This is a genomic window from Flagellimonas pelagia (assembly GCF_003584135.1).
GTDB lineage: Bacteria > Bacteroidota > Bacteroidia > Flavobacteriales > Flavobacteriaceae > Flagellimonas > Flagellimonas pelagia.
Map to the genome: position 1 here is coordinate 133561 of NZ_QXFI01000025.1, position 16007 is coordinate 149567.

Below are 16007 nucleotides of genomic sequence, written 5' to 3' on the forward strand. Positions count from 1 at the left end.
GGCCTCGACTGCGCTCGACCTGACAATTCCATTCTTATTTCGTGCCGGTACTCCCAAAGCCTCCTTCACCTCTTGCCGTATCAGAGAGGGCATCCACTTCTACCCAAACGGCACGTTCATGTTTGGCGATGACGAGTTGGGCAATACGTTCTCCGTTTTCAACTACAAAGTCCTCAGAAGAGATATTGGCCAAGATTACACCCACTTCTCCACGATAATCGGCATCGATGGTGCCGGGAGCATTCAAAACCGTGATGCCTTTTTTGGCTGCCAATCCGCTGCGAGGTCTTACTTGGGCTTCATATCCTATGGGTAATTCCATAAAAATACCGGTTGGTACTATGGCTCTTTCCAGAGGTTTCAAAACAATTGGTTCTTCCAGATTGGCCCTAAGGTCCATACCTGCTGATGCCAACGTTTCATAATGGGGCAATGTGTGCCCAGATCTATTGATGATTTTAATTTCCACGCTTTAAAAAAATGCTTTTTAATTTATCCCCCTCCATCTTATACACTAACCCCAAAAATAGCAAAAGTAGTATGCTGCCTGCTATTAAATTTCTATTAAAAACATAGAAGGACAGGATAGAAAACACAATGGAAACCGTAAGATAGAACAGAATTTTGCGCATGTTGTACGGTATGGGGTAGTACTTTCTTCCAAAGTAATAGGACAAAAGCATCATGCTGCCATAGGCGGCCAAAGTCGCCCAGGCCGAAGCCATATATCCAAATTTGGAAATGAATCCGATGTTGATGATCAAGGTGATCAGTGCGCCGATAGATGAAATATAGGCGCCAAACTTGGTTTGGTCCGTTACCTTGTACCAAACGGATAGGTTGTGATAGATGCCTAGGCAGAAACTGCCCAAAAGAATCAAGGGAACTACATCCAATGCCTCCCAATACACGGGATTGTTCAACAGCAATTTGCCCAAAACATCCACGAAGGCGATGACCCCCAGCAGAATAATGCTACCCAAAATCACAAAATAATTGGTGATCTGGGCATAGGTTTTCTGAGGTTTCTCGGTTTTGGCATGACTGAAGAAAAAAGGCTCCACTCCCATTCGGAATGCGGTACCAAAAAGGGTCATGAACAGGGCCAATTTATAACAGGCCCCATATTTGCCCACTTCTGCTTCGGCAATATCCGAAGGCAACAATTGGGTCAACAGAATCTTGTCCAGCACTTCGTTTATGGTAAAGGCAATACCCGCGACCATTACTGGCCCGGCATATTTCATCATCTGTTTCCAAAGGATGGAATCGAATTTGTACGATGCCTTGAAATACATCGGAAGCAACATCAACAGCGTAATGCCACTGGCAATCACGTTGGAGATCAATACATAATGGATTTCCCAATTGGGTTTGTAGATGGAGGCAAAGAATCCTGCTCCCGATTGTTCAGCCATTTCAGGAAGCATCAAAAGGAAAAATACATTGAATCCCAAGTTGATGGCCACATTCAATGTTTTTAAAATGGCATACCGCATGGGTTTTTCGTTGGCCCTTAGCAAAGCAAAGGGAACGATGACCAAGGCATCCAAAACCAAAATGTAGGTGGTAAACTTGAGGTAATCCGGGTTGATATCGGTTACGGACGACAACCATTGTTTTACGGCAAGGGCAAAAATCAAAAAGCCCAAGGAAGAGGCCAAAAGGGATATCAACGATGTGGAAACGACCTTGTCCCTATCCTCACTCTTGTGATAAAAACGGAAAAAAGCGGTTTCCATTCCATAAGCCAAGAATACATTGAAAATAGCAATCCAAGCATAAATGTTGGTATACTGTCCGTAACCCGATGCATTTTCGAACACAGCAGTGTATAGCGGCAACAAGAAGAAAGAAATGACCCTTGGCATTACTGTGGCCAGGCCATAGATAAAAGTCTGCTTAAAGAGCCTCTTTAACGGATTCAATCGGTGCGTGTTCTTTTAATCCTTGTTTAGGTGGCTACAAGTTACGTAAAAGCCTTTATCCACCATGGCAGAAAAATAAAAAGGCCACCCGAAGGAAGCCTTATTTGTTTTATACGTTCTTGGGATTAACCGTTCAAAGCTTAGGCATATGAATATTTGGCCTCATTACTATCGGCCTAATTGTTCAACGCTTCCGCTCCACCAACAATTTCCAAAATCTCATTGGTAATGGCGGCCTGGCGGGCCTTGTTATAGGTCAATTTCAATTGGTCCCTTAGATCTTTGGCGTTGTCGGTAGCTTTGTGCATAGCCGTCATACGGGCACCGTGCTCACTGGCGAAAGAATCCCTGATAGCCTTGTACAATTGGGTCTTCAAGGATTTGGGAATCAATTCCTTAACAATCTCTACTTTGGATGGTTCAAAAATATAGTCGGCAGCCTTGGAGGCATCTCCTTCCATGCTCACGATAGGCAAAAACTGCTCCGTCATCACAATTTGGGTAGCGGCATTCTTGAACTTGTTGTACACCAGTTCAATCTTGTCATAATTCCCCACGGTGAATTGCTCCATCAAAAACTCTGCGATTTCGGCAACATGGTCAAAGGTCAAATCATCAAACACTTTGCTGTGGTTGGCCACAATGGTGTTCTTTTTTCGAAGGATGTCGTTTCCTTTTTTACCTATGGACAGAAAATCTACCTGCTTACCGACATAGGTTTCGGCAACCAACGTATTGCATTGTTTGATGATGTTGGAATTGAATGCTCCACAAAGCCCTCTGTTTGAGGTGATGGCCACCACCAAAACTTTGTTCACGGCCCTATTTTCGGCAAAAATACTACCTCCATCGCCGTCCAAGCTGGCGCTCAGACCTTGAAGAAGTTCCGTTAGCTTATCCGCATAAGGGCGCATGGCCGTGATGGCATCCTGGGCCTTTTTCAACTTTGCGGCAGACACCATTTTCATGGCACTGGTAATCTGCATCGTTGAGCCGATGGATGAAATCCTATTCCGTATTTCCTTTAGATTCGCCATATTCTATTTTGTCATTCCGCACTTGATGCGGAATCTTATTTTTATGGATTCCTGCTTTCACAGGAATGACAATTGTTATGCCTTATACTTACTTGAAAGATCTTTGCAAACAGCGGTCAGGGTATCGGTTACCTCATCGGTCAATTTACCGGCCTTAAGGGCATCCAATACATCCCTGTGCTTTGCGTTCAAGAACTCCAAGAAATCTTTTTCAAATTCTTTTACCTTGTTCACAGGAACATCCCTCAACAAGTTCTTGGAACCTGCAAAGATAATGGCCACCTGATCTTCCACGGTGTAGGGATCGTTCTGACCTTGTTTCAAGATCTCCACGTTCCTACGTCCTTTTTCGATTACGTTCAAGGTAGCGGCATCCAAATCGGAACCGAACTTGGCAAAAGCTTCCAATTCACGGAACTGGGCCTGGTCCAGTTTCAAGGTACCGGCCACTTTTTTCATGGACTTGATCTGAGCGGAACCACCCACACGGGATACGGAGATACCCACGTTGATCGCAGGACGAACCCCTTGGTTGAACAAATCCTGCTCCAAAAAGATCTGACCATCGGTAATGGAGATCACGTTGGTTGGGATATAGGCAGAAACGTCACCTGCTTGGGTTTCGATGATTGGAAGAGCGGTCAACGATCCACCACCTTTTACTTTGGATTTCAAAGATTCGGGAAGGTCGTTCATGTTCTTGGCAATATCGTCATCGGCAATTACCTTGGCAGCACGCTCCAACAATCTGGAGTGAAGGTAGAAAACGTCACCAGGATATGCTTCACGACCTGGAGGTCTTCTCAACAACAAGGATACCTCACGGTAAGCCACCGCCTGTTTTGACAAATCATCATAGATGATCAAGGCAGGACGACCGGTATCCCTAAAATACTCTCCGATGGCAGCACCAGCGAAAGGAGCATATACCTGCATTGGTGCAGGATCGGAAGCGTTAGCGGCAACAATGGTTGTATAGGCCAAAGCACCTTTGTCTTCCAAAGTCTTGGCAATAGCAGCTACAGTGGATGCTTTCTGACCTACGGCAACGTAGATACAGTAAACAGGCTGACCTGCATCAAAAAATTCTTTTTGGTTCAAGATGGTATCGATACAAACCGTAGTCTTACCTGTTTGCTTATCACCGATCACCAACTCCCTTTGTCCACGACCGATCGGAATCATGGCGTCTACCGCCTTGATACCGGTCTGTAGTGGCTCGTTTACCGGTTGTCTGAAAATTACACCAGGAGCTTTTCTTTCCAATGGCATTTCAACAGTTTCACCAGAAATAGGTCCTTTACCATCAATAGGGGTACCTAGGGTGTCGATCACACGACCAACAATTCCTTCGCCAACGTTGATGGATGCGATACGCTCTGTTCTTTTCACAGTGGCACCTTCCACAATTTCTTTGGATGGACCCAACAATACCACACCAACGTTGTCTTCCTCAAGGTTCAAAACGATACCCTGCATACCGCCTTCAAACTCTACCAATTCCCCATATTGGGCATTGGAAAGTCCATAGACACGGGCAATACCGTCACCTACCTGTAATACGGTACCTACTTCGTCCAAAGAAGCGGTCGCCTCGAAACCTGATAACTGTTTTTTCAAAATTGCTGATACCTCAGCGGCTTTTACTCCTGCCATTTTTATAGACTATTTGTAAATTCTCTTTTTAATCCGTTCAACTTGTTCGCGATGCTCGCATCGTACTGGGTGTCGCCCACTCTTAGCACAAATCCGCCGAGAATGCTTTCGTCGACCTTGTTTTCAATGGTGACTTTGTTACCCGTGGCCTTGGTCACTTGGTCCAAGATTTTCTTCTCCAACTCGGGCGTCAAAGGAACAGCGGTGGTCACGTAGGCCACTTCCTCACCTTTCATTTTTTCGTATTGGATGATGTATTTATAGGCCACTTCCTGCAACATGGCGATCCGTTTATTGTCGAGCATGGTCTGCACGAGGCCTTTGGTAATCTCGTCGGCATCTTTGAAGACTTCCAACAAGACGTTTTTCTTGATTTCCGATTTAACGATTGGGCTTTCCAAAAGACCTTGAAGCTCCTTGTTCTCGGAAATGGTGGCAGCAATGGTACGCATGTCCTTTTCCACGGCCTCTGCCGCTTTCTTCTCCACTGCGTAGTCCAACGTTGCCTTTGCGTAGCGTATGGCTGCCCTGTTCTCGTTCATGCGCTTTTAGTTCAATTTGATATCGCCCAACATATCATCAACCAACTTAAGTTGTTTGTCTTTGTTGGACAGTTCTTCTTTGATTACTTTTTCGGCAATCTCCACAGAAAGGTTGGCAACTTGTGCCTTGATGTCGGCAACAGCAGCTTTCTTCTCGGCTTCGATGGTGGCCTGGGCCTGCTTGATCATTTTATCGCCTTCTACCTGCGCTTGTTCTTTAGCCTCGGAAATGATCCCTTCCTTGATCTCGCGTGCTTCCTTCAAAAGGGTGTCCCTTTCTGCTCTCGCTTCTTTCAACAGCTTTTCGCTATCGGCAGTAACGTTCTGCATTTCCTTTTTGGCTGCCTCTGCTGCCTCAAGAGCACCTTTGATACCCTCTTCCCTTTTTTCAACGGCGTTCAAAATGGGTTTCCATGCGAACTTGCGCAACAAAAGTAGCAGTCCGATGAAGAGTATCAACTGCCATACAAACAACCCTAAGGAAAACTGTTCCAGTAACTTTTCCATGTATCTCTACTGTTTTTTTAAATCTTTTAAACTATATCATTTTAAATGAAGGGCCATAGCCAACCGCTATGGCCTTCACTTTTTCTTTCGGTGATTAAGCAGCAAAAAGAGCGGCGAAACCGATACCTTCAATAAGAGCGGCAGCAATCAACATGGCAGTTTGGATCTTACCAGAAGCTTCAGGTTGACGAGCAATGGCTTCCATTGCCTGACCACCGATTCTACCGATACCCAATCCTGCTCCGATTACGATCAAACCAGCACCTACGATGTTTGGAATTGTCATGATATATGAATTTAAATATTAAACGTTCTTACTTAATGATGATCTTCCTCGGTTGCCATTCCAAAATAAAGGGCAGACAACATGGTGAAGATATACGCTTGCAATGCGGCCACCAACAATTCCAATAAGGATAGGGTAAACGCGAGAACAAACGACAACGGACTTCCGATCCAGTTCTTGAAAATAAACATGAGCCCGATGATGCTCATCAATACCACGTGGCCGGCCGTAATGTTGGCATACAAACGAATCATCAATGAAAATGGTTTGATGAAGGTTCCCAACAATTCAATAGGGGCCAAAATGATTTTCATGGGAACAGGAACACCCGGCATCCAGAAGATGTGTTTCCAGTAATTCTTGTTTCCGGAAAAAGTGGTAATCAAATACGTGATCAATGCAAGGGCGAAGGTAACCGCAATGTTATTGGTCACATTCACTCCCAGTGGGGTAAGGCCCAACAGGTTGATGATCCACACAAAAAAGAACACGGTCAACAAATAGCTCATGTACTTTTTATACTTGTGCTCCCCAATGTTGGGAATGGCAATCTCGTCACGGACGAAGATCACCAGAGGCTCCAACGCCCTTCCGAAACCTTTGGGCATGTTGCTTTTCTTATAGTTGGCCGCCACAGAACGGAACATCAAAAACATCAAAAGGCCTACCAAAGCGATAAACACTACATTTTTGGTAATGGAAAGGTCCAAGGGTTTTTCGTTGGAAGGATGGGCATCCTCAACCACAAGGTTTTCACCGAAAGCATCCTCAGAATGAACTTCCTCATCATGATGGGAACCAAAATTGATGGTGCCTTCAGCATCGGTTTTGTAGATTTTATTATGATATAAGGTGTAGTAATTACCATCAACTTCGGCAACGCCTTCACCGTGCTCCAATTGGGCAGAAGAAAACACTTTTAAACCATTGTCCCACAGGATCACTGGCAACGGAAACCCAATATTCTTGTGTTCACCTTCATCCGTGGTATAGGAAAATAGAGTGAAATCATGGGAATCCAGAAGGTGGTGGTCGATATATTCCTTGATTTCGGTCTTCAAATCATGGGCGCCGGATTCAACTTCCTCTCCCTCATGGTTTTGGGCCGATACAAATCCCGTAATCATTATGAATACGGCAACTAAATTTCTACTTACAAAAGAATATCGCATATCACTGCAACTATGGGTCCTCAAAAATTGGTGCAAAAATACATTCCTTGTTCAAAAGAAAAAAGCTTTTTACACTATTATTTATGCCTTTGATTTTTTTGCCAAAATCTTGGGCTTTTTCACACAGTATTAAGCAGTTTCACCAAAAAGTAAGTTTCCAGAAAAAGGGAAAATAGGTACGGGACAAAAAAAGCTAGGAACTCCGCACGTTCCAAAACGCCATCCAAGTTGTACCCCGGATAGAGAAAAATGAAGAAAAGCACAAATTTTATCAAACTCCCACCCAAAAAAAAGAAGCCAAGGAGGTCCCGGTATTTGTCTCTGAAAAAATAGATGGCAAAAAACACTAGAGAAGCCATGATCATATTTAACACATAACTTTTTACCAGTTGGTTGCCATACGGGTCTAGGCCTTGGTTTTGCAAAACCCAAGAATGGGCAAAAGAAAGGAGTGTCAGACCTACCAAAAGAAGGGTTAGAAAAAAGAAGGGGAACGACCTGATGTTCAATTGTTGATCCTTTTCAATTGCTGAATGACCAAATATATGGAAATGGCCACACCCAAAATGGTACAGATGGGCATAAAGACCTTTTCGGTCCCAAAATGGCCGTCCAGCCATTTTCCCCCTTGTACAGCCAAATAAATAACAATGCCCATTTGAATGGCCGAACCGGACAAACGGGCTGCTGTATTTAAATTGTTCTTTATGTTCTTCTTAGGAGACTTTTGCTGGCTCATTGCTCTTAGTGGTCTCCAGTTTGGGAGAAGAAGCAGGAGCAGCGGCAGCTTTGCCCATGGTACAGGCAGCATTGAAGGTAGCCCCAGGTTCTACGGCCAACTTGGCCACACTTACGGTTCCTTCGATCACTGCGGAAGCCTTTAGGGAAAGAAGGTCCTTCACCATAAGCTCGCCGTTGAACTTACCTTCAATGTCGGCATTCACGCATTCCACTTTTCCATGGATGTAGCCGTCTTTACCAATGACCACCTTACCGGAAGTCTTTACGTTGCCTTCCAATTTTCCGTCGATTCTAAAATCGGCTTCGGAAGTGATATCACCTTTAATTTTCGTGTTCTTCTCAATTCTGTTGGGTTGTCCGCCAAATTCATTCATAGGTCGTGGTTTTTTGTTGTCAGAAAACATTGTGTTCTAAGGTTTTGGGGTTAAAATTTGTGCTTTGTATGATTCTAAGTTCTTGTGGACCTGGATGATTTTGTAGTTGTCCGATAAAACTACGAAATTCTCATCTTTAATGCGGTAGTCCTTATTGTTTTTTATAAGCTCGGCAAAGCCCAGGGCAAAGTCTTGCGACCTGAAACCATGCACCACCACAAACTCATCCTCTAGGTTATAGATGTCCTTGGAGACAATATTTTTATAGTGCAGTTCCTTGATGGCTTCTTCCAAACGGGTCATGAGCGCCAAGGCCTTTTCATCATCCCGGATCTTGAAAGGGAACACCACTTTCCAATTACCGGCTCCGGTAGAACCCGTCTCTGGGGAAAATTCCTTGTTCTCCAATTTCGGCAATTGTTCCTCCACAATCTGCTCCGCTTTCTTTCCTTCCGGATTGTTGGGATAGGTCAAGGCCACATAGTTCAACGCTTCCTTGAACGGCTCAAACCCTTGAAGTCGGCCAATGGCATTTGCCTTCAACATTTCGAACTTGGGTACGATGGGGTCACCCGTAAACTTATTGATGTATTCTTGCGATTGGGTGATCACCCTGAAAAACTCCTGCTGCTCGTACAATTTGTAAAGGGCATCATACCGCGCATCGGGACTATCGGTATTCCCTTCCAACACCGCCTGTGGGTTCAGCAAGATTTCTGCATAACGGGTATCAGGATGGTTCAGGATGATGTCCTGCTTCATGTTCTGGGCCAATGGGCTACCGGATTCCTCATAGATCTTGTACAGATTATATTTGGATGGAAGGATAAGTCTTTCTTCGGGGTCAGAAGCTAAAACGCGCTCCAATTTGGCCGCGGCCAACATATTGTCCTTGAACTTTTCCATATAGATCAAACCCAATTGATAATTGGCAAAGTTCCGCTCGGTCTTTAAGCTATCAATCACGGCAACATCCGTGGGGATTCTTCCCAAATAAAAGTCCAGGGAATATTTTTGGTCTTCGGTCAGGTTTGTAGGCTGACCGTTCTCCGCAATTTCTTCACCCGTGGCCTCGGAAACCAAGGTTTTGGATTTGTTGCTCCAACGCCAGTCGTCTTCCAAAGTGCGGTTGCCCCATTGGGTCTTGAACTCATTTTTACCATACCCCAAACTGGTGATGTTGTAAAAATAAAACTTGCCCTTGTTCTCCTTGCCGCCCTTGCTGTTGGCAAAAGTGGCAAACCCGGCCGCAGCACGTTTCTGCTCCTTTTCTGCAGCCGCTTCGTCCTTGCGTTTCAGCTCGGCGATAAAATCTTCAAAATAGGCCTTTCGCTCCGCTTCCGGCATTTGATATAGGGTAATGATGCTGTCCGCATTTTGAACGATATCTTCGTACTTGATCACATCCTCCAAGTTGTCCAACTTTTTCTTGATGTTGCGGTGCTGCCTCGTGTTTTCTGCCAAGTTGGTCAGGGTACTGTCGTAATAGGCCCCTGCTGTTTTGTATTCGTCCTGGTCAAAATAGTAATCGGCCAGACTTTGGTAGTTGAGGGCGTTCAGTTTCTTTTCTCCTTGGGTAGCCCTAAGGGATTTGTTGTAATAGGCCAAGGCTAGACTGTCTGACCCATTGGCCAGATGGAATTGGGCCACTTCGCGATAAATCTTATCCAAAAAAGGTCGGTTTTCCCGATTCTCTTCCAAATCGGTGAGGTACTCCAACATGTCCTCTTTATTGGAATCCGTTAGTTCTGTATTCTGGATTTTTTTTAAATGTGCATTGATCATGTACACCCTGGGAGACTTTCGGTTGAGTGCAATGACCTTGTCAAAAGCATAGTTGGCACTGTCCTTATGACCCAATTGGTTGTACAACTGCCCGATAATGAACAGGTAACGGCCTTTTTCTGGATTCTTTTTGGTGTATGCCTGTGCCACTTTCAATTTTTGGATGGCCGTATCGGGAGCGTTCAGGTTGATGTAGCATTGTGCCAAAACGGCATTGGCATCGGCATATTCCTGATCCTTCAAACTTTCATATTTGAACAACCTTTTTAGGTTTTTTATGGCCACTTCGGGATTGTCCAACCGCATATTGGTCTTTTCCCTCCAAATGGTGGCCTCGTTCAATTTATCGCTTTGCGTGTACTTTCTCAGGATATAGTTGAACGCTTCCAAGGCAGGAATGTAACGTTGGTCAAAATATCTGGCCTTGCCCAACAATAGGAAAGCTTCATCTGTTTGGGGATTTCGCTCTTCGTCCTTAATGTCCATGCTATGCTTTTGGATGGCCTTAGTGGCTTTTTCCTCTGCAATGATAAAGTTGGGGTTGTTGTCCTCAGAGTCGAGTTTGATCTCATCGGTAACCTCCAAGCGTTCCACGGGAAGGATTTCCCAATAGTCATCGCTGTAACCACTGTTGAGTTCTTCTCGGCCTTTTTCAAAAGCAAGATTTCCATTGTACAAGGTGTTGTACTTGGTGTTCAGTGCGTGCCAATTTCTGTTGATGAATTTGTCCTTTTGGGTAGAGCAAGCGTTAAAAGCCAGTCCCCCAACAACCATGGCGATAAAAAGTGCGTGACGAAACTTCAAAATTATCGATAATCGTGTGTAACCTTAACTCAAAAAAATTCAGATTATTATAAGGCTTATCGATAAAATACAAGAATTGTTTTATTGTCCTTTTAAGAGGTCTTATCCTCCAAAGAATGCTTCCAGTTCCTTCAAGGTTTCGGTAGAGGTATGGATGTCCTTCACAATCTCTCCTTTATTGAGCACCACAATACGCTCGCACACTTCGGTTACATGGATCAAATCGTGGCTGGAGACCAACACGGTAACCTCCTCTTTGGCGGCAAGATCCTTGATGATGCCCTTTAACCGGATCTGTGTTGTGGGATCCAAATTGGCAAAGGGTTCGTCCAAAATCACCACTTCCGGATTGCCGATAAAGCTGGCCACAATGCCCACTTTCTTCTGGTTTCCTTTGGAAAGGTCCCTCAAATATTTTTTCTGACCCAAAATCTCCCCATGGAAAAAATCGCTATATCCTTCCAAAAGGGCGTCCACATCGGCTTTGTTCCTGCCGCGGAGTTCCCCGATAAAGTAGAAATATTCCTCGGGGGTAAGGTATCCGATCAAAAAGGATTCATCAATAAAAGCGGAAGTAAAAGGTTTCCATGCTTCGCTTTCATCCACCTGCACCCCATTGTTGATGATATGCCCAGAAGTGGGCTGGATCAAATCCAACAACAGGCTAAAAAGAGTGGTCTTACCGGCTCCATTGTTGCCTACCAGTCCAAAGCTTTGTCCTTTGGGAATTTCCAAGTGATCGATATTCAAAACGGTCTGCGCTCCGTATTTTTTTGAAAGGGTATGTGCTGTTATCATGTATTGTCAGTATTTAAGGTCGATTTGTTATTTCTGTTTGTAGGCCAAAAGGGTCTTGTATTTTTCTTTTTTGTAAATGTTCTCTATCATTTTGAACACCCGCTCCTTGAACACAAAGCCCAACAGTCCAAAAGCCGCCACAAAGAGGTATCCTGCCACGGGGCCTATCAGCAATTGACCGATGGCAAAAATTACGATGGGCAAAAGAATCTTGGGCAAAGTCAACAATAGGGTCTTAGCATTAAAGGCCTGTTTGTCACCAAAGGCTTTTTTATTCGAAGTGAGTTCAATAGGAGTCTTCACATAAGCCCCTCCCCAAAGCACCAAATAACTATTGATGCCTACATTATAAATGGCCCCGACCAAAACCGCGGCATAGGCCTCCCAGCCGAAATACACGTAGAAACTGGCCAAAATAGTAGAAATAATGGTCGCAATAATAACCAAATACCATTTGGAGGTCAAATATTCCCGGTACTTGATGTTTTGGCTCATCATGAGCGGATAATAGCTACTGTCCCAACTGGGCACGTACTGCCCAAAGCTGAACAAGAAGCCCCCGGTAACAAAAATACCGGCAAAAATCTTCCAATACGGATTGTCATATACCTCAATGGAACGGGTAAAAAAGAGCAATCCATAAAAAATAAAGAAGAAGCCCATGATCACGGCGGTGCGCGAACGCTTGTTTCGCTTGATCAGTTTGATGTCGTTCTTTAAAAAGGTTCCCAAATTGCCAAAACGGTTGAGCCAATCCAGGTTTTCGGTACGGGCCTCGGTTTGCTTTTTGGCCAATCCCCCATCCAAGAACATATGCTTTTTGAAATAGGCAAACGCGGAAAAATACAGAGCTACAACCAACATCCACGGTACAATGGCCGTCCAAGGCAGATTATACAAGTAATCAAAAATAGGATGGGTGTAAAGGGTAATGTCGAACCAGGCATAGTATTGCGAAGCACCGGCCAAAATGAACAACGCGGCCAGCACATAAAATACCGAATCCTTGTTGTTCACCATGATATTGATGAAGTTGTTGCAATAAATGAGGGCCATGATTCCCAAATGCCAGCCTATTACCTGCAATGGCGGGTAGCCTTCCACCAACAATATCACGCTAAAGGGAATAAAGAAAAAGGCATGGGCAATGTTAAAGAAGGAAATCACGGTTTTCCCCAAGGAGAAGTTCACTACTTGACTTTTCTTGATGGGCAGATACAACATCGGTTTAATGTTGGTCACCGGCATTTTCTGCAGCATATATCGAAACACTAGGTCAAAGGCCAGATAATAGATCATAAAACGATTCACTACACGCAAGGGGTCGCCCAAACCGGATTTCTCAATCAAGTAAAAGGCCCCAACACCCATACTTAAAAATACCAAGGTAAAATATAGGGCTCCCAAGGCCATCAAAATCTTGAACCAGATCTCGGTCTTAAAGGATGCCGATCTAAAAAAGGATTTCCACTGGAGTCCAATGAAGTGTTTGAACATGGTCGGTTTTTTTATTGTGTTTCAGTTGAAATTTGTCAATTCGAGTGATTTTTTGAAGGTGTCTTCGAAAAATAGTATCGAGAATCAAAATTTCATTGGAGTGGACTTTGTTCTCGATACTTTTTCCTTTGGAAAAAACTCGAACTGACATCCTTCCATTCCTTACATCCGAAAAATATATATTGCGGTTTTTTAATTGGTATCTAAATTATCGGATTTGTTACAAAAGTTCTCCTTTTTTCAAAAATACCTGTCCAAAAGATGACTAATGCTTAATTTTGCAGCAAATTTTATTTCATGAGCGATTTTCATGCCCTAAAAATAGCCTCGGTAGATACCTTGACCCCCAATTCCGTGGCCCTTACCTTCGAAATTCCAGATAACCTAAAAAATGTTTACGCCTTCAAGGCCGGACAGTACATCACCATAAAATATAATACGGGCGACAAAGAATTGCGCCGCGCCTATTCCATTTCATCACCCCCATCTTCTGGCAAGTTGACGGTGGGCATCAAGAAAATGCCAAACGGTACATTTTCGGTTCACGCCAATGAAAAGCTGAAAGCCGGGGATGTTTTGGAAGTAATGCACCCCGAAGGGCGTTTCATTTTTGATGCGGAAGGTCCACAGCACATAGCAGCCTTTGCTGCCGGAAGTGGCATTACTCCGATCATGAGCATTGCCCAAACGGTTTTGGAACGTCATCCCGCCAGTACCTTTGTTCTGGTCTTTGGCAACCAAACACCACAAGAAACCATGTATTTCAAAGAAATACAGACACTTAAAGAAAAATATCCCGAACGGTTTTTTGTTCAATATGTATACAGTAGGTCACATGAAGACGATTCTTTATTTGGACGCATTGAAAAATCGACCGTCAACTTTGTGGTCAAAAACAAATTCAAGGAAACCTCTTTTGACGGTTTTTACCTGTGCGGACCCGAAGAGATGATCCATATGGTTTCCGATACCTTGAAAGGCAATGGTATTGCCGAGGACAAAATCCATTTTGAACTGTTCACTACCACCGAAACCGAGGATACCTTGGCCGAAGACTTGGAAGGCATGACAAAAGTGGAGGTCATCCTGGACGACGAGACCTATAATTTGGTGATGGATCGCAAACATTTGGTGCTGGATGCCGTACTGAAGCAGAAAATCGATGCCCCGTACTCTTGCCAGGGTGGTGTTTGTAGTAGTTGCATTGCCCGTATCAAGGAAGGTTCGGCCCAAATGGTAAAAAACCAGATCTTGACCGATGGGGAAATTGCCGAAGGCCTGATCTTAACTTGCCAATCCCATCCAACCAGCCCCATCTTAATCATCGATTACGACGACGTTTAGGAACTTGCTGGTTTGGTCATTATTTTTTCGAGGGCTCGGCTGCCATGGTCGTAGCCAATAAGAAACGCATTTTCGATGCCCTTTTTGTCCAACACCCCAATCTTATCCAATTCTTTGGGTTCGATGAAGAGGTCACATTCGTGCAACTTCTCATCATTGGAGGCATGGATCATTAAACTGGTGACCCGCCCCGTCAATTGAATGGAATTTCGAAGGTCTTTCTTTTGCATGGGGACTGTGATGGACACATTGCTCCCAATGATGAACCCCGTGCGTTCTTCCAGATATTCCTTTGGAAAGTTGTTCATAATGCCCCCATCGGCATAAAGAATGCCATCAATATCAACCGGACTGAAAACAGGAGGCAATGCCGCGGAAGCCAAAAGCGGTTTTATGAGTTGGCCCGAATGAAACATGGTTTCCTTCCCGCTCAATAAATCCGTAGCCGCTATAAACAATGGTTTTTTCAAGCTTTCAAAGGCATTATGGGGAAAATATTCCTTGAAAATAGCCGCGTACCGTTCAGTGTCGATAAATCCGGGCTTGTTGATGGTAAAAAAACTATACTGAAATATTGGTGTTTCCTTGAAAAAGGTAAGCATTTCATCCACCGTATTGTTATTGGCATACAAAGCCCCGACCAATGCCCCGATACTGGTACCGGCCACCATTTGGGCTTCCACTCCGTGTTCCTTCATGGCCTTAATCAGTCCTATGTGGGCCATCCCCCGAACGCCTCCGCCGGAAAGCACCAATCCTATCGTCTTATCAGTTAACATCTTACCTAAAAATAGCTCAAAATCAGGTAAAGGTACATTATTGCCCTATTTCAAGACAGTACACAACATTGGATTTACGTTAATTTCATCCATAGGAAATTTTTCAGTCCAAAAATACCTCTAACCAAGCCCAATATTGCCAAGTTTTGATTCTCTCGGGCTATTGCGCTTACCGACCGATCAGTCGGTTTTAGGTCCGATCATGCCCAAAAACAAACTTATAACGATCCTTTTCTTTTGCATATCGAGGTTTTCGTAACCTCCTCATAATCAAAACCGACCCAGTGGTCTATTGGTAAAATTTTGGTTTCCGACACAAAAAATGTAATCTTCATGATCTCCTTTCGACCAAAATCCCTAGTGATAATTGTCGTAGTTTAGAAACACGAAACGGTTTTTACCACAAAAGAAGCAATTATGGCCAATTCATATTACGACCCAGCGGATTTACGAAAATTTGGAAACATAACCGAATGGAGCGAGGAGCTTGGGAAGAAGTTTTTTGATTATTACGGAAAGGTTTTTGAGGAAGGTGCCCTGAGTGCCCGTGAAAAATCCCTAATTGCCCTAGCCGTGGCCCACGTAGTGAAATGTCCCTATTGCATTGATGCCTATACGAAGGACGGATTGCAGCGGGGCATCACCAAAGAAGAAATGATGGAAGCCGTACACGCGGGCGCCGCCATTGAAAGTGGGGCCACTTTGGTGCATGGGGTCATGATGATGAACAAGTACAACAAACTTTCCATGTGATTTG

Annotated in this window: 16 protein-coding genes; 2 read left to right on the forward strand and 14 right to left on the reverse strand. The window is 44.2% G+C overall.

Annotated elements, in window-relative coordinates:
• Positions 1–34: 34 nt before the first annotated feature.
• The 13 genes from dut to D2V05_RS09565 all read right to left on the reverse strand — a co-directional run bounded on the left by dut (position 35) and on the right by D2V05_RS09565 (position 13127).
• A complete protein-coding gene (gene dut / locus D2V05_RS09500) occupies positions 35–469 on the reverse strand; it encodes a dUTP diphosphatase (protein ID WP_119647353.1) in 435 nt (144 codons plus the stop codon).
• Positions 459–1928: a lipopolysaccharide biosynthesis protein gene (locus tag D2V05_RS09505; RefSeq protein WP_119647354.1), complete on the reverse strand. Its 1470-nt coding sequence runs from the start codon at positions 1926–1928 to the stop codon at positions 459–461. Before D2V05_RS09505 ends, dut begins: the two co-directional genes overlap by 11 nt.
• A gap of 176 nt (positions 1929–2104) precedes the next feature.
• The gene (gene atpG / locus D2V05_RS09510) at positions 2105–2965 is read right to left on the reverse strand and encodes an ATP synthase F1 subunit gamma (protein WP_119647355.1); all 861 of its coding nucleotides are present in this window, start codon (positions 2963–2965) and stop codon (positions 2105–2107) included.
• Between the two features lie 75 nt (positions 2966–3040).
• Positions 3041–4621: a F0F1 ATP synthase subunit alpha gene (gene atpA / locus D2V05_RS09515; protein ID WP_119647356.1), complete on the reverse strand. Its 1581-nt coding sequence runs from the start codon at positions 4619–4621 to the stop codon at positions 3041–3043.
• Between the two features lie 2 nt (positions 4622–4623).
• The gene (gene atpH, locus D2V05_RS09520; RefSeq protein WP_119647357.1) at positions 4624–5163 is read right to left on the reverse strand and encodes an ATP synthase F1 subunit delta; all 540 of its coding nucleotides are present in this window, start codon (positions 5161–5163) and stop codon (positions 4624–4626) included.
• Positions 5164–5169: 6 nt separating this feature from the next.
• The gene (locus D2V05_RS09525; RefSeq protein WP_119647358.1) at positions 5170–5670 is read right to left on the reverse strand and encodes a F0F1 ATP synthase subunit B; all 501 of its coding nucleotides are present in this window, start codon (positions 5668–5670) and stop codon (positions 5170–5172) included.
• Positions 5671–5764: 94 nt separating this feature from the next.
• Complete coding sequence (atpE, locus tag D2V05_RS09530) at positions 5765–5956, reverse strand: ATP synthase F0 subunit C (RefSeq protein ID WP_053970734.1); 192 nt, start codon at positions 5954–5956, stop codon at positions 5765–5767.
• Between the two features lie 32 nt (positions 5957–5988).
• The gene (atpB, locus tag D2V05_RS09535; RefSeq protein WP_235855428.1) at positions 5989–7083 is read right to left on the reverse strand and encodes a F0F1 ATP synthase subunit A; all 1095 of its coding nucleotides are present in this window, start codon (positions 7081–7083) and stop codon (positions 5989–5991) included.
• A 550-nt stretch (positions 7084–7633) separates the two neighbouring features.
• The gene (locus tag D2V05_RS09545) at positions 7634–7867 is read right to left on the reverse strand and encodes an AtpZ/AtpI family protein (protein WP_119639151.1); all 234 of its coding nucleotides are present in this window, start codon (positions 7865–7867) and stop codon (positions 7634–7636) included.
• Positions 7845–8273, reverse strand: a complete 429-nt coding sequence (locus tag D2V05_RS09550) for a bactofilin family protein (RefSeq protein WP_119639152.1) — start codon at positions 8271–8273, stop codon at positions 7845–7847. The genes D2V05_RS09545 and D2V05_RS09550 overlap by 23 nt, the downstream gene beginning before the upstream one ends.
• Before the next feature lie 6 nt (positions 8274–8279).
• Positions 8280–10802 (reverse strand): type IX secretion system periplasmic lipoprotein PorW/SprE, encoded by a 2523-nt coding sequence (gene porW / locus D2V05_RS09555; RefSeq protein WP_119647361.1) that lies wholly within the window; start codon positions 10800–10802, stop codon positions 8280–8282.
• A 132-nt stretch (positions 10803–10934) separates the two neighbouring features.
• Positions 10935–11630 carry an ABC transporter ATP-binding protein gene (locus D2V05_RS09560; protein WP_119647362.1) on the reverse strand — a complete coding sequence of 232 codons (696 nt, stop codon included), beginning with the start codon at positions 11628–11630 and terminating at the stop codon, positions 10935–10937.
• Between the two features lie 27 nt (positions 11631–11657).
• Positions 11658–13127 (reverse strand): DUF5687 family protein, encoded by a 1470-nt coding sequence (locus tag D2V05_RS09565; protein WP_119647363.1) that lies wholly within the window; start codon positions 13125–13127, stop codon positions 11658–11660.
• A 297-nt stretch (positions 13128–13424) separates the two neighbouring features.
• Between D2V05_RS09565 and D2V05_RS09570 the strand changes: the two genes are divergently transcribed.
• Positions 13425–14471, forward strand: a complete 1047-nt coding sequence (locus D2V05_RS09570; protein ID WP_119647364.1) for a ferredoxin--NADP reductase — start codon at positions 13425–13427, stop codon at positions 14469–14471.
• Here D2V05_RS09570 and D2V05_RS09575 read toward each other — a convergent pair.
• Positions 14468–15250: a patatin-like phospholipase family protein gene (locus D2V05_RS09575; RefSeq protein ID WP_119647365.1), complete on the reverse strand. Its 783-nt coding sequence runs from the start codon at positions 15248–15250 to the stop codon at positions 14468–14470. The genes D2V05_RS09570 and D2V05_RS09575 overlap by 4 nt on opposite strands.
• Positions 15251–15667: 417 nt before the next feature.
• On the opposite strand from D2V05_RS09575, the gene D2V05_RS09580 reads away from it, so the two are divergent.
• The gene (locus D2V05_RS09580) at positions 15668–16003 is read left to right on the forward strand and encodes an arsenosugar biosynthesis-associated peroxidase-like protein (protein ID WP_119639159.1); all 336 of its coding nucleotides are present in this window, start codon (positions 15668–15670) and stop codon (positions 16001–16003) included.
• Positions 16004–16007 lie beyond the last annotated feature (4 nt).